This is a genomic window from Noviherbaspirillum album (assembly GCF_035916955.1).
Classification (GTDB): Bacteria; Pseudomonadota; Gammaproteobacteria; order Burkholderiales; family Burkholderiaceae_D; genus Noviherbaspirillum; species Noviherbaspirillum album.
Genome location: NZ_JAWIIV010000044.1, coordinates 32499 through 44974, shown reverse-complemented (window position 1 = coordinate 44974; position 12476 = coordinate 32499). Strand labels below are relative to the sequence as shown.

Below are 12476 nucleotides of genomic sequence, written 5' to 3'. Positions count from 1 at the left end.
GGTCACATTGGTTTGCGCGGATGCGGCGCCGGCGACAGCGCCGAGCACTGCCAGTGCGATGAGCGATTTTTTCATTGTTATCCCAGAGAGTTTGTCATTTACAGATGCCGTGCGGCTGTCGTTCGCATGCGCGAATTCAAGTCGCCGCCCTCGTTGGTCGGCGGCCGGCGCAGGCTTTTTGCACCTGCGCGGCGTTGAGGACAGGTGGAAGTCTGAATGCGGCCTGTGACAGCTTCATGACAATCGTACAAGCTGTTGTCAGTGTGCGACAGGTACTGGAAGGATGCGGATATGACTTCGCAGAGCGAAGAAGGTACAAAAAAAATGCCCGCAGGATCGCTGCGGGCAAAAATCAACCTTGGGGATGCTGGATGACGAGCGCATTGTAGTGGGCCATTGTTTCGCTCTGATGACAGCGCACTCGGCCAGCATCGGCCAACAGACAATCGCGATGCCGCTTACTTGCTGCTGCCTTGCGAGCCGGAAGGCGTCTTTCCGGCGCCGTAGGCGCCGCTGCCGCCAGCCGATGCATTTGACGAACCTGTTCCCGATGCCGGCTTGCCCGGATAGGCAGAGGAATCGCCCGAAGACATTTTTGCCGAACCGGAATTCGAACTTCCTCCGGAGGATTGCGCTCCTGACTTGTGGCTGCCCGAGCCGCTGTGCTGCGCGCTGCTTCCAGAGGAACCGGAAGTATCGGAAGAAGAACGCGATGTGCCTGAGGTGCCTGAGGTGGTACCGGAGGTTCCGGCGCTGCCCGGGCTCGGGTAAGCCGATGCGTCGCCGGAGGACGGACCTCCCTTGCTTGCTCCGGTTGAAGTGCTCTGCGCAAATGCAGGGGATGCAGCGAGGCCTGCGGCAAGAATTGCCACGGGCAGCATGCGAAGCAGATTGCGGTTTACTTGCATGATGTTCTCCAGATGAAGGTAGGGAACCGCCGCATCTGCAATTCATGTGCCAGTCCTGCGCCGCACGGTATGCCGATAAACTGTGCTTCGATTATTGAAGATGTGACGATTTTTCTGTAATTCCTACAAACGCGCCTGGACTGATTCGCAGGTGACGCTTGCGTGGCTGTCACGTTCCTGTCACGGTGTTTCCTTATAGTGCGACGTGTTTCCAACAACAAAAAGTCGACCACACTCATGCACAACAGAATCGCACACTATTTACTGGCCTCGGCGACCTTCACGCTACTCGGAGCTCTCGCGGGCTGCGGCGGCTCCGACGATAAGCAAACGGCGGAGCGCACGGTAAGCTCGCTGCGCTTGCTAGGCCAGCAGGTCCTTCCGAGGAGGACCGAGTTTCAGGGAACTGTGGTGGGCGGCCTGTCGGGCATTGATTACGATGCGGCCAACAACCGCTATGTCATGATTTCCGACGACCGCACGACTGCCGATTCGGGCAATCCGCCGCGCGCTTATACCGCCAACCTGGCATTCAGTGAAAGCGGATTCAACGGTGTCCAGTTTCTGTCCACATTTTCGCTGAAACAGCCAGACGGCAGCGTATATCCGAAAGTGCCCGATCCCAGGGTCGCGGATCCGGAAGGCATCCGCATCGATCCAGTCAGCGGCAACCTGGTCTGGGTCAGCGAAGGAGACCGCACGCTGACTTCGCCGCAGCGCATCATCGATCCATTCATCCGCGAAATGCGAACCGACGGCAGTCATGTCCGGGAATATGCCCTGCCCTCGATGTTCCGCATGTCTGCATCCGATACCGGACCGCGCGGCAATCTCGTATTCGAAGGCATCACATTCACGCCGGGCAGAAAAAATGCCGTGGTCCTTGCCGAAGGCCCGCTGCTTGCCGACGGCCCGGCGTCCACGACGACTTCCGGCTCCATCGCGCGCATTACCGAGTTCGACCGGGCAAGCGGCACCGCGATTGCGCAGTACGCCTATCCGGTCGAGCGGGTGCAGGCCGCTCCGGTCCCCGACAATGCATTCACGGTCAGCGGCGCGACCGAAATCCTCGCGCTGACGGACAAGCGCTTCCTGGTGCTGGAGCGCAGCTTCTCCGTCGGCGTCATCGGCAATCAGGTGCGACTCTATGAGATCGACGTCACGAATGCCACCGATGTGCTGTCCCGGCCAGCGCTCGCCACGGGAACCTATACGCCGGTCTCGAAGCGCCTCGTGCTGGATTTCGAAAGTCTGAAAGCCCAGCTCGGCGGCATTGCAAACTTGGAGGGCATGACTTTCGGCCCCAGGCTGGCAAACGGACGAGACTCGCTCATCGTGGTGGCGGATGACAATTTTCCCGCCGCCGACTCCGCAACCGACCGCAATCAAATCCTGGTATTTGAAGTCATTCCGCAATAAGCCCGGAATCCGGCACAGTGCCTAGTGGGGTGACTATTCCGCGTCGGGCTGCTTGGCGGGCGCGGCCAGCGCGAATGCGTCCAGTGTCATCGCGTAATCGTTGATGCGCATGATGGTTGGATAGGCATCGAGCGGAATACCGAAGCGCTGCGCATTCCATACCTGCGGCACCAGGCACAGGTCGGCCAGCGTGGGTTGGTCACCGCATGACAGCTTGCCGGTGCGGCTATCGGCGGCCAGTCGCGCTTCCAGCGAGGTGAAGCCGGTCGTTACCCAGTGGCGATACCATTGCTGCCTGGCTTCGTCGGACACGCCCAGCGTGCCGGTCAGGTACTTGAGCACGCGCAGGTTGTTCAGCGGATGGATGTCGCAGGCGATCTGCAAGGCCAGTGATCGGGCATAAGCGCGGCCGGCCGGCGTGCCTGGCAGCAGCGGCGGCTGTGGATGGATTTCGTCGAGATACTCGATGATGGCCAGCGACTGCTGCAATAACTGGCCATCGTCCTCCAGCGCCGGCACCAGCCCGTCCGCATGGATGGAGCGGTAAGTCTGTGCCAGCTGTTCGCCGCCGTTGCGCACCAGATGCACCGCCGCGTATTCGTACGAAAGACCTTTCAGGTTCAGTGCGATGCGCACGCGGAACGATGCCGAACTGCGGAAATAGCTGTAGAGCTTCACGCGCCCTCCTTTACTTTGCGGGGTGTGCCGGAAGAATGACGCCGGTGCAAGGACCGAAACCGACGCGGTAGCCATTGCCCTGGCACCATCCGCGCAATGTCAGCTCATCGCCGTCTTCGATGAAGGCGCGCTTCTCGCCTGTCTTCAGCGTCACCGGTTCGCGGCCGTTGAAGGTCATTTCCAGCAGCGAACCCAGGGAATCCGGCGTGGGGCCGCTGATGGTGCCAGAACCCATCAGGTCGCCGACGCGCGTATTGCAGCCCGACACCGTGTGGTGCGCCAGCTGCTGCGCCATGGTCCAGTACATGTACTTGAAATTCGTGCGGGCGATGGTGGTCGGCTCGGCCGCATTCTGCGGCTTGATCAGCGCTTCGAGCTGGATGTCGAAGGCATGGTCGCCGGCATGCTGCAGATAAGCCAGCGGCTGCGGATCCTGCTTCGGCTGCGTGGTTCGGAAAGGCGCCAGCGCATCCATCGTCACCACCCACGGCGAGATGGTGGTCGCGAAGGTCTTCGCGTTGAACGGGCCGAGCGGCACGTATTCCCAGGCCTGGAAATCGCGCGCGCTCCAGTCGTTGAGCAGCACCATGCCGAAGATATGCTTTTCCGCCTCTTCGCAGGGAATGGGGTCGCCGAGCGCATTCGGTACGCCGACGATGAAGCCGGTCTCGAGTTCGATATCAAGCTTGCGGCAGGCGCCGAATACCGGGCGCTCCTGGTCGGGCAGCTTGATCTGCCCGTTGGGACGACGTACCGGCGTGCCGCTCACGATCACCGAGGACGCGCGGCCGTTGTAGCCGATCGGAATTTCCGACCAGTTGGGCAGCAGGGCATTCTTGGGGTCGCGAAACAGCGAGCCAACATTGGTCGCGTGTTCTTTCGACGAATAGAAATCGGTGTAGCCGGGAATCTCCACCGGCAAAAGCATCGCCGCTTCAGACTGCGGAACCAGCGACGTCGCGCGAAGCGCGGCGTTGCCCTGCAGCGTCTGATCGGAAGCGGACAGCAAGGCGCTCACCTGCTCGCGCACGCTGCGCCATGTAGCCGGGCCTTCAGCGATGAAATCGTTCAGGCTGGCGCGCGCGAACACGTCCGGCTTGCATTGCAGCACGCCTTCGCCTGCCAGCACGGCGAGGTCGAGAATGCTGTCGCCGATGGCAACGCCCACCCGCGGCGCACCGTTCTTCGTGCTGAACACGCCATAGGGCAAATTCTGGATCGGGAATTCGCTGTCGGCCGCATTGGCGCTTTCCACCCAGCTCTTGAGGTCGGGCGCGGTAGTCATGTCTTGTTGGCTCATTTTGCGTTCGGATTGAAGTTTTTCTTGATGGTCTGCCAGCACTGGAAGTATTCGGCCTGCAGCTGCGAGGTTTCAAGTGCGAATTTCGTGGGTTTGATCACCGTGGGCGTTTCGAACATGAAGGCCATGGTGTCGGCCACCTTGTTCGGCTTGCTGGTGTCGCTGCGCGACGCCTTTTCGTAGGTCTCGCCGTCCGGGCCGTGTCCCGACATGCAGTTGTGCAGGCTGGCGCCGCCGGGCACGAAGCCTTCGGCCTTTGCATCGTACTCGCCATGGATCAGGCCCATGAACTCGCTGGCGATGTTGCGATGGAACCAGGGCGGGCGGAAAGTATTTTCCGCTGCCAGCCAGCGCGGCGGGAAGATCACGAAATCGATCGAATCCACGCCCGGCGTGTCGCTCGGCGACTGCAGCACCAGGAAGATCGACGGGTCCGGATGGTCATAGCTGATCGAGCCGATGGTATTGAAGCGGCGCAGGTCGTATTTGTATGGCGCATAGTTGCCGTGCCAGGCCACCACGTCCAGCGGCGAATGTCCGATCGCGGCGCTCCACAGGCGGCCGTTGAATTTGGCGAGCAGCTCGAAATCGCCTTCCACGTCTTCATAGGAAGCTTGCGGCGTCAGGAAGTCACGCGGATTGGCAAGCCCGTTGGAGCCGATCACGCCGAGGTCCGGCAGGCGGAACAGCGCGCCGAAGTTTTCGCAGATATAGCCGCGAGCCTGGCCGTCGGGCAGCGCAACCCGGAAGCGCACGCCGCGCGGGATGACCGCGATTTCCTGCGGCTCGACCTCCACCATGCCCATTTCGGTGGCCAGCTGCAAGCGGCCTTGCTGCGGCACGATCAGCAGTTCGCCGTCGGCGTTGTAGAAGAAGCGGCCTTCCATATCCTTGTTGGCCGCATACAAATGGATCGCGCAGCCGGACATCGCTTCCGGCGAGCCGTTGCCGGCCATCGTTACCCAACCGTCGACGAAGTCGGTCGGCGTGGTCGGCATCGGCAGGGGATTCCAGCGCAGCTGATTCGGCGGCGTGGGCGGCACGCTTGCAAAATCGGATACGATCGAATTCGACTCCACCAGATTGAACGGCTTGTGCATCGCCGCCGGGCGGATGCGGTACAGCCAGGAGCGACGGTTGTGACTGCGCGGCGCGGTGAACGCGGTGCCGGAGATTTGCTCGGCATACAAGCCATAAGGGGCCTGCTGCGGGGAATTCTGTCCGACCGGCAAGGCGCCGGGCAAGGCTTCGGTCGCGAATTCATTGGCAAAGCCGGATTGATACAGATGCTTGGTAATGGACAGGCCGGGTGCCTTGGCGAGGTCGCTGATGGACGTCATGACTTTGCTCCAGTGCAAAAAGCGCGAATGGCGGCCGCCGGATCGCGGCTGATGAAAAAATGACAGCTGCCACTATAGGACTTCATGCATTGAATTAAAATGCAAATACGCAAATTTCGCTTATTTAGCATATCAATAATGCGCCATCCCTCCGATATCGACCTCAATCTCCTGGTGGTGTTTCATGAGCTGTTCCAGCAGCGGCAGGTGTCGCTGGCGGCGGCGCGCCTGGGACTGTCGCAGCCGACCATCAGCAATGCCCTGGCGCGCCTGCGCAAGGCTTTCGAAGATGAACTGTTCGTGCGCACCGCGCAAGGCATGCAGCCCACGCCCTATGCCCAGGAAATCGCGGAACCGATCGCCAATGCACTGGCGAGCGTGGCATCCGCCCTGAACCGGCAGCAGGAATTCGACCCGCTTACCAGCGACCGCCAGTTCGTGATTGCCATGACAGACGTCGGAGAAATCCATTTCATGCCGGCACTGCTGGAGCGCTGCGGCAGGATTGCGCCCCATGTCAGGATCGGGTCGGTAAGGGTAAGCGCGGTCGACTGGCGCGAAGGCATCGAAACCGGCCAGATCGACTTGGTCATCGGTGCATTCACCGATGCATCGGAGAGCCTGTATCACCGCAGCCTGTTCAGCCAGAAGTACGTCATCATGTTCCGCAAGGACCATGCGTTTGCCAAGGGCAATATCAGCTTGGCTGATTTTCTTGCGGCGCGGCACCTGATCGTATCGTCGCGGGAAAACCCCTATGACGTGATCAATGAGAGGCTGGAGAAGGCCGGCGTCGCGCGCGCCGCGCAATTCCATGTGCCGCATTTCACCTCGGTGCCTTACATCGTCAGCACCACCGACATGGTGGTCACGGTGCCGGAGAAGCTGGCGCAGCGCGCCGCCGGCCCGTTCGGACTCGCCTTCGCGCGTCCTCCGCTGCGGCTGCCGCCGCTGCATACGAATATCTTCTGGCACCGGCGCTTCAACCAGGACAGCGGCAACCAGTGGCTGAGAGGCGTAATTGCAAGCACGTTCAGGGAGTAATCCCGGAGGACGCCCATCCCTAGCTTTCATGCGGGTCGTCTGGCGCCCGGATCATGTCCCGCCCGCCCCCTGGTCCCGCGCGATCCGCATCGCCTCCTCCAGCACTCCCTGATCGCCGATATGATTGGCAAGCAGGAGAATCAATGCAGCATTCGCTGCCTCGCTCTGCTCCGGCGACAAATCGCGATGCATGTCGATCAGCCGTTCGTAGAAATCATCAGGACGCGCAAGATTGGCGGCGGTATTCAGTGCAGGGCCAGGCATGGCACTCCCTCGGCAAGATTGGTTTCCACGGCGGACTGCGTGGCGCGCGCCAGCGCCTGCCGCACAAGTTCAGGTTCGAGCTTCCTCCAGCGGGCACAGACATGCTGGTCGGGCCGTATCAGATAGAAGGTGCCCGGCTTAGCGTCGTAGCGCTGGGCCAGCAAGCCCTGCTCATCGTTGAGTACGGTCAGGCCGTCGGCCGCAGGCGCATCCGTACCCTGTGAAACGATGATCAGCGTTCGCACCGGCTGATCTCCGTGCGCAAGTGATGCAAGGGATTCGAAGGCCTTGTCATCAACCCGCCCGCGATCGGAAAAGTACAAGCCTGTGAACGTGCCGCCAGCATAAGCGGTCAGCCACTGCTGCTCGGTTGCGGCGACCACCGGTGCGTCCGCCATCGGAGCGCCCGGCACCATGGCTCCTTCGAATTCATCCCCATCCGTCGTATTGAGCGGACTGTCCGCCAACACCGACGGCATGGACAGCCGGCCGCTGTTGACGATGCGGCGCGCGAATTCGTGGTGCTTCGACAGTCTCAGCACCGCATCGCGGAAGGTCTTGCTGACCGCGCTCTTGGGTGTAATGAAATCGGTGGAACGCGTCGAATTGAGAATGTTTTCATCTGCTGCGGCCTGGCGCTCGACGGCATAGGTGTCGAGCAGGTCGGGAGACGCCCCGCCCTTGAGCACGAGCGCGAGTTTCCAGGCAAGGTTGTCGGCATCCTGCACGCCGCTGTTGGCACCGCGCGCACCGAACGGCGATACGCCGTGCGCCGCATCGCCGGCGAACAGGATGCGGCCATGGCGGAAGCGCTCCATGCGCAGGCAGGAAAAAGTATAGACGCTGACCCATTCCAGTTCGAAGTCGACGTCCTGTCCGAGCAGCGCCCGGATGCGGGGAATGACCTTTTCAGGTTTCTTTTCCTCGACCGGATCAGCATCCCAACCCAGCTGGAAATCGATGCGCCAGACATTGTCCGGCTGGCGGTGCAGCAGAACCGACTGATTGGGATGGAATGGCGGGTCGAACCAGAACCAGCGCTCGGTCGGGAACTCCGCTTTCATCTTGACGTCGGCGATCAGGAAGCGGTCACGGAAGGTGCGGCCCTTGCTCTCCAGCCCGCACAAGCCCCGTATCGGGCTGCGCGATCCGTCGCAGGCAACCAGGTAATCGCATGCCAGGCTGTACGATCCTTCCGGAGTCTCCACCATCAGCGTGACGCCGCCGGCTTCCTGCGACAGGCCAACGACCTTGTTCTTCCAGCGCAGATCGATATTAGGCAGCTCCAGCGCCCGTTCAACCAGGTAGCCTTCGACATAGTACTGCTGCAGATTGATGAAGGCCGGACGCCGGTGCCCGGACTCCGGCAGCAGGTCGAAGGAATAGACCTGTTCCTCACGGAAGAACACCCTGCCCACATTCCACGACACGCCCTTGTCCACCATGCGCTGACCGCAGCCCAGTCGGTCGAAGATTTCGAGGGTGCGCTTGGAAAAGCAGATCGCGCGCGAGCCGGCCGACAGTCCGCAGTCATCGTCGAGCAGCACGACCGGCTGGCCGTGCTGCGCAAGGTCTATCGCGGCAGACAGCCCGACCGGGCCTGCCCCCACGACGATCACCGGATGGCGCGCCGGCGTCGCAGCGTCCTGATCCGGCGAACGGCGGTAATCGTAAACCGCCTGCTGGTAATTAGTGTCCATTGCAGTTCTCCAGGACGATGCTCGTTATAGTTACATGGTCACAAGACGCAACTTATCAATCCTGCAGCGCATGCCACATTTCCTTGTCGCGCTCGGCGGTCCAGATGCGCGGACGTGCTGCGGGATTGCGCAAGGCATGCCTTGCGCCGCGGTACGCCGCAACGGCTTGCAAGCCGTTGCCGGGCACCCGCTTGCGTGCGCAAAACCTAATCCTGCAGCGCATGCCACATTTCCTTGTCGCGCTCGGCGGTCCAGATGCGCGGGTGCTTGATCCCGCTCGCCTCATCCACAGCGCGCGTCACATCGAACGGCAGGCAGTGCTCATAAATGAATACATGGCCGAACTTGGGGTCCATCTTGCTGCGCGTGTGCGCCATCGCGGCCTTCAGGTCCTTGCCCTGCGCCACCGACTCCTTCGCACATTCCAGCAGCGTGGTGACGAAGTCCTTCGTATAGTCGATGCCCTTGTTCACCTCGGCCGGGTTCATCAGTGCCGGCCCGCGGCCCGGCACCAGCTTTTCAGCACCCATGGCGCGCAATGCCTCCAGCGTGTGCGGCCACTCCTCCAGCTGCGCATCGCCCGTATAGGCCGCCGCGTCATACTCGACCAGGTCGCCAGAGAAGCAGATCTTCTGCGATGGAATCCAGGCAATGGTGTCGCCCTTGGTGTGGCCCATGCCGATATGCATGAGCTTCACTTCAAGCTTGCCCATGAAGATCGTCATTTCCTTTTCGAACACCATGGTCGGCCAGGACAGGCCGGGCACCGATTCCACCCCGGCGAACAGGCGCGGGAAGCGCTCGATCTCCGACTTCATGTCGTGTTCGCCGCGCTCGACAATCAGCTCATAAGTACCGCGCGAGGCGATGATCTGTTCCGCGCCTTCCTTGAAATAGGCCGACGCGCCGAGCACCCGCACCGCGTGGTAGTGCGACAGCACCACGTACTTGATAGGCAGGTCGGTGACCTCGCGGATATGCTTGATGAGCGACTGCGCCATGATGGGCGTGGCGGTGGTATCGATGACCATGACGCTGTCATCGCCGATGATCACGCCGGAATTGGGGTCGCCCTCGGCGGTATAGGCATAAGCATTGTCGGATAGCTTGATGAAACTGGTCTTCTTTTCCACAAGGTCGGCCTGCGAAGCAAATTTTTTTTCCGTCATGATGATCTCCTTGACATGAATGGAAGGAATAGCAGAGCGTGCGCCCGGCTTCCGTTCCTACAATGTTTCAACATTCTGCGCGTGCATGGCAGTATTCCGATACTGATTCGTTATTATCTAATGCACTCGATTAAATTGAAGTTTGTTTTAGTTGAAGACATATGTCAATAGCAAACGTGAAACTGCATTGATTGTCCCGATGAGAGGACTCCCATTCCAGCTGCCATTCCGGCGAGTCGCTGCGCGGTCCGAGGGAATCGTGTTTAATGCACCATCGCACCCCGTGCGCAATCAGGTCCTACGGCTGGCTACGCCGAAACCTCATATACAGGCACACCATGGAAATTCATCTCTTGGGCCCCGATGCCCTGCTTGCCTATGCAGCTTATTTCGTCGGCACTGTCAGCCCGGGGCCAAGCAACCTGTCGATCATGTCGATTGCGATGCATTCGGGACGCAAGCCGGCATTCGTGTTCGCCGCCGGCGTGGTATCCGGATCGATGTTCTGGGCGCTGCTGGCGGCGCTTGGCATGTCGGCCGTCCTGCTGACGTATTCGAACCTGCTGCTGCTCATCAAGCTACTTGGGGGCACTTACCTGCTTTGGCTGGCGGCAAGGTCAGCACGCGCAGCATGCCGCGCGGCGCCCGCCCGGGACTCCCGGAACATCGGGTTGAACAGGGAAGCCGGGGCAGAGGACTTGAAACGTCTTTACCTGAAGGGACTCGGTCTTCACCTGACCAACCCGAAGGCCATCCTGACCTGGATCTCCATTGTCTCTCTGGCACTGCCCCAGGGGGCCGGCACCGTCCACGCGCTGGTCATTGTGGGCGGCTGCGTCTGCATTGGTATCTTGGTGTTCGGCGGCTAAGCCTTGCTCTTCTCGACAGCGGCGGCCCGCCGCATATACATGCGTGTGCGCCGCTGGTTCGAAGGCGTGCTTGCGGTGGTGTTCGCGTTCGCCGGCGTCAAGCTGCTGCTGTCGCGCAGCTGATCGGCGGCGGGCCGGGTCAATTGAGCACCTGGTTTTGCTAAGCCATGAGGGCGGCATTTTCCCGACAACAGGCAGGTGCAACCATGACGCTTGCCTGCACATGCTTTTCCGGAAACGGGCCTCCGGGTTGCGTCAGCCAGTTCCGCGTCCGTCTTCCGCGCCCCGTCCTTGCGACACGCGCTGCTTGAATGCAGTGATGTAATCGCGGTATGCCCCGAGGATGGGTGCAAACAGCGGGTCCTGGCGATGCTTGAGCATGACTTCGCTGAACAGCTTCATTCCCAGCGCCAGTGCCGCCGATGTGTCGGCATCGAACATGTCGGCCTGCTGCACACGTTGGATGATATCGAACAGGTCGTCGTGATTATCGGCATGGAAACTCAGCGGCGCATGCAGCTCGGGGCCTGCATGCTTTCCGCCCAGATATTCAAGAGTAATGCGATATTGATGTGTACTCATGGGCTTACTGGAATCCTTCTTAAAATGTATTGCATGCGATTGGATCTGGACTCGCATTCGCCATGCGGCCTGCATTGCGTCGCGCTTCCCTATTGAGAACATCAAAAAGCCTTTGGTTCTCTGATTCTTGTGCCATGCAGCCTTGCAGTGAATCACTGGATGTCGCTAATGAAACGCGGAGTTTTTACCGCCACGGTGTAAAGATGAACATGCAAGCGCTGCGAAACATCTTCCTGTCGGACACTGAACCGACCGGATTCGGTATCAAGGCCGCATCTGCCTGCTGATGAGCGGGGTGGCCCGCTCTTTGCTAACTAAACTCATGTCTCCTCCCCTATCCTGATAGGGATTTATTCCGCAGCCCCAAGGGGCTGCGGTTTTTTTATTGGAGCCGGATTCCGAGGTGATCAATCCTGCAAACGAGCATGCTTTAGAATACCTATCCGACATATAACACTGACCACCGATGAAACGGATTGGACAAGGCTATTCGCCGCTCATCACGTCCCTTACACATGAGCAAGGCTATATCGGCTCGCGTACAGAAGACGAACAGATGACCCCCGTTGAAAACGGCGGCTGGAATGTCGAGCAAGGCTGCTTCGATCGAGTGGGAAATTATCAGCAACTCAACAAATTCGACTACGACGACAAGCGCTTCCTGATGATCCCGCTCTGGCGGCTGTTTCTTGATGCGTTCACGGCGGCGGTCGAGAATGGCTATATCGACCACGTGAACTGGAAGCAGGCTTTCCGCTTCAGGGAAGACTGGCTGGCGCTCGCAACCGACCTGAAGAACGCCGGAACCGAATGGATGCATGAACGCCATCAGCGGGCGCTTACCGTAGCCATTCTGGGGCGAAAGCCCGGGCATTCCGGCTTCGCCTCCTATCGTGACTGCGGCGTGTTTATCGCCACGCAGATCGAACCTCGATCGGATTTGCCCCGCCTGCGCCTGGTGTAGTCAGCCGGCAGGCAGCGCGATACGCATATGGCAATGCAAGCACGACAATGCGGTCGCGACAAGTCGGGCAATGGCCCGCTGCACTGCCATGTCCTGCCGACGGAACGGTCGCCTTGTCGGCTTGTTCAATGCGCAATGATCCGCGCTTAATGCCCGCCCGCCACTGAAGCGTGTGCCCGATGCTGCTCGCGGCACGTTTTCAACGCTCCCTCCGCGATCAGATGATCGTTTCCAGCCGA

The 12476-nt window shown here is 60.4% G+C and carries 13 protein-coding genes and 1 pseudogene; 5 read left to right on the top strand and 9 right to left on the bottom strand.

Annotation, left to right across the window (positions count from 1 at the left end; all coding sequences use genetic code 11):
- Positions 1–229 (top strand): hypothetical protein (locus tag RY831_RS28790; protein WP_326509776.1); only part of this gene is annotated, 229 nt, incomplete at its 5' end.
- 229 nt (positions 230–458) lie between these two features.
- Here the strand turns inward: RY831_RS28790 and RY831_RS28785 are convergent.
- Entirely contained in the window at positions 459–908 is a 450-nt protein-coding gene (locus RY831_RS28785) for a hypothetical protein (RefSeq protein WP_326509775.1), read from the bottom strand.
- 237 nt (positions 909–1145) lie between these two features.
- Between RY831_RS28785 and RY831_RS28780 the strand changes: the two genes are divergently transcribed.
- A complete protein-coding gene (locus RY831_RS28780; protein WP_326509774.1) occupies positions 1146–2327 on the top strand; it encodes an esterase-like activity of phytase family protein in 1182 nt (393 codons plus the stop codon).
- Between the two features lie 33 nt (positions 2328–2360).
- Here RY831_RS28780 and maiA read toward each other — a convergent pair whose 3' ends face one another.
- From maiA to hmgA, 3 genes are read right to left on the bottom strand one after another with little or no spacing between them, the layout of a single operon-like run.
- Positions 2361–3005: a maleylacetoacetate isomerase gene (gene maiA, locus RY831_RS28775; RefSeq protein WP_326509773.1), complete on the bottom strand. Its 645-nt coding sequence runs from the start codon at positions 3003–3005 to the stop codon at positions 2361–2363.
- Positions 3006–3015: 10 nt separating this feature from the next.
- Complete coding sequence (gene fahA / locus RY831_RS28770; protein WP_326509772.1) at positions 3016–4305, bottom strand: fumarylacetoacetase; 1290 nt, start codon at positions 4303–4305, stop codon at positions 3016–3018.
- Entirely contained in the window at positions 4302–5645 is a 1344-nt protein-coding gene (gene hmgA / locus RY831_RS28765; protein ID WP_326509771.1) for a homogentisate 1,2-dioxygenase, read from the bottom strand. The genes fahA and hmgA overlap by 4 nt, the downstream gene beginning before the upstream one ends.
- A 138-nt stretch (positions 5646–5783) precedes the next feature.
- On the opposite strand from hmgA, the gene RY831_RS28760 reads away from it, so the two are divergent.
- Positions 5784–6689, top strand: a complete 906-nt coding sequence (locus RY831_RS28760; protein ID WP_326509770.1) for a LysR family transcriptional regulator — start codon at positions 5784–5786, stop codon at positions 6687–6689.
- A gap of 51 nt (positions 6690–6740) precedes the next feature.
- Here the strand turns inward: RY831_RS28760 and RY831_RS28755 are convergent, their stop codons facing one another.
- Genes RY831_RS28755 through RY831_RS28740 form a run of 4 tightly spaced genes read right to left on the bottom strand, consistent with a single transcriptional unit; the run spans position 6741 to position 9822 of the window.
- Positions 6741–6953 carry a DUF2783 domain-containing protein gene (locus RY831_RS28755; RefSeq protein ID WP_326509769.1) on the bottom strand — a complete coding sequence of 71 codons (213 nt, stop codon included), beginning with the start codon at positions 6951–6953 and terminating at the stop codon, positions 6741–6743.
- Complete coding sequence (locus RY831_RS28750; RefSeq protein WP_326509768.1) at positions 6935–8653, bottom strand: FAD-dependent oxidoreductase; 1719 nt, start codon at positions 8651–8653, stop codon at positions 6935–6937. The genes RY831_RS28755 and RY831_RS28750 overlap by 19 nt, the downstream gene beginning before the upstream one ends.
- Before the next feature lie 55 nt (positions 8654–8708).
- Complete coding sequence (locus tag RY831_RS28745; protein ID WP_326509767.1) at positions 8709–8876, bottom strand: hypothetical protein; 168 nt, start codon at positions 8874–8876, stop codon at positions 8709–8711.
- Positions 8860–9822: an MBL fold metallo-hydrolase gene (locus RY831_RS28740; RefSeq protein WP_326509766.1), complete on the bottom strand. Its 963-nt coding sequence runs from the start codon at positions 9820–9822 to the stop codon at positions 8860–8862. The genes RY831_RS28745 and RY831_RS28740 overlap by 17 nt, the downstream gene beginning before the upstream one ends.
- 338 nt (positions 9823–10160) lie before the next feature.
- Between RY831_RS28740 and RY831_RS28735 the strand changes: the two are divergent.
- Positions 10161–10814: pseudogene (locus RY831_RS28735) on the top strand (LysE family translocator).
- Between the two features lie 132 nt (positions 10815–10946).
- Here RY831_RS28735 and RY831_RS28730 read toward each other — a convergent pair.
- On the bottom strand, positions 10947–11273 hold the full coding sequence (locus tag RY831_RS28730) for a DUF3861 domain-containing protein (RefSeq protein ID WP_326509765.1): 327 nt from the start codon (positions 11271–11273) through the stop codon (positions 10947–10949).
- Positions 11274–11739: 466 nt separating this feature from the next.
- Between RY831_RS28730 and RY831_RS28725 the strand changes: the two genes are divergently transcribed.
- Complete coding sequence (locus tag RY831_RS28725; protein WP_326509764.1) at positions 11740–12237, top strand: hypothetical protein; 498 nt, start codon at positions 11740–11742, stop codon at positions 12235–12237.
- Positions 12238–12476 lie beyond the last annotated feature (239 nt).

Bases quoted from the DNA above. Each gene is read 5' to 3' on its own strand.
- RY831_RS28750 (WP_326509768.1), bottom strand. From the start codon at position 8,653: ATGGACACTAATTACCAGCAGGCGGTTTACGATTACCGCCGTTCGCCG.
- RY831_RS28780 (WP_326509774.1), top strand. From the start codon at position 1,146: ATGCACAACAGAATCGCACACTATTTACTGGCCTCGGCGACCTTCACG.
- RY831_RS28740 (WP_326509766.1), bottom strand. From the start codon at position 9,822: ATGACGGAAAAAAAATTTGCTTCGCAGGCCGACCTTGTGGAAAAGAAG.
- RY831_RS28755 (WP_326509769.1), bottom strand. From the start codon at position 6,953: ATGCCTGGCCCTGCACTGAATACCGCCGCCAATCTTGCGCGTCCTGAT.
- RY831_RS28745 (WP_326509767.1), bottom strand. From the start codon at position 8,876: ATGCGCTGCAGGATTAGGTTTTGCGCACGCAAGCGGGTGCCCGGCAAC.
- RY831_RS28785 (WP_326509775.1), bottom strand. From the start codon at position 908: ATGCAAGTAAACCGCAATCTGCTTCGCATGCTGCCCGTGGCAATTCTT.
- RY831_RS28730 (WP_326509765.1), bottom strand. From the start codon at position 11,273: ATGAGTACACATCAATATCGCATTACTCTTGAATATCTGGGCGGAAAG.
- fahA (WP_326509772.1), bottom strand. From the start codon at position 4,305: ATGAGCCAACAAGACATGACTACCGCGCCCGACCTCAAGAGCTGGGTG.
- hmgA (WP_326509771.1), bottom strand. From the start codon at position 5,645: ATGACGTCCATCAGCGACCTCGCCAAGGCACCCGGCCTGTCCATTACC.
- RY831_RS28760 (WP_326509770.1), top strand. From the start codon at position 5,784: ATGCGCCATCCCTCCGATATCGACCTCAATCTCCTGGTGGTGTTTCAT.
- RY831_RS28725 (WP_326509764.1), top strand. From the start codon at position 11,740: ATGAAACGGATTGGACAAGGCTATTCGCCGCTCATCACGTCCCTTACA.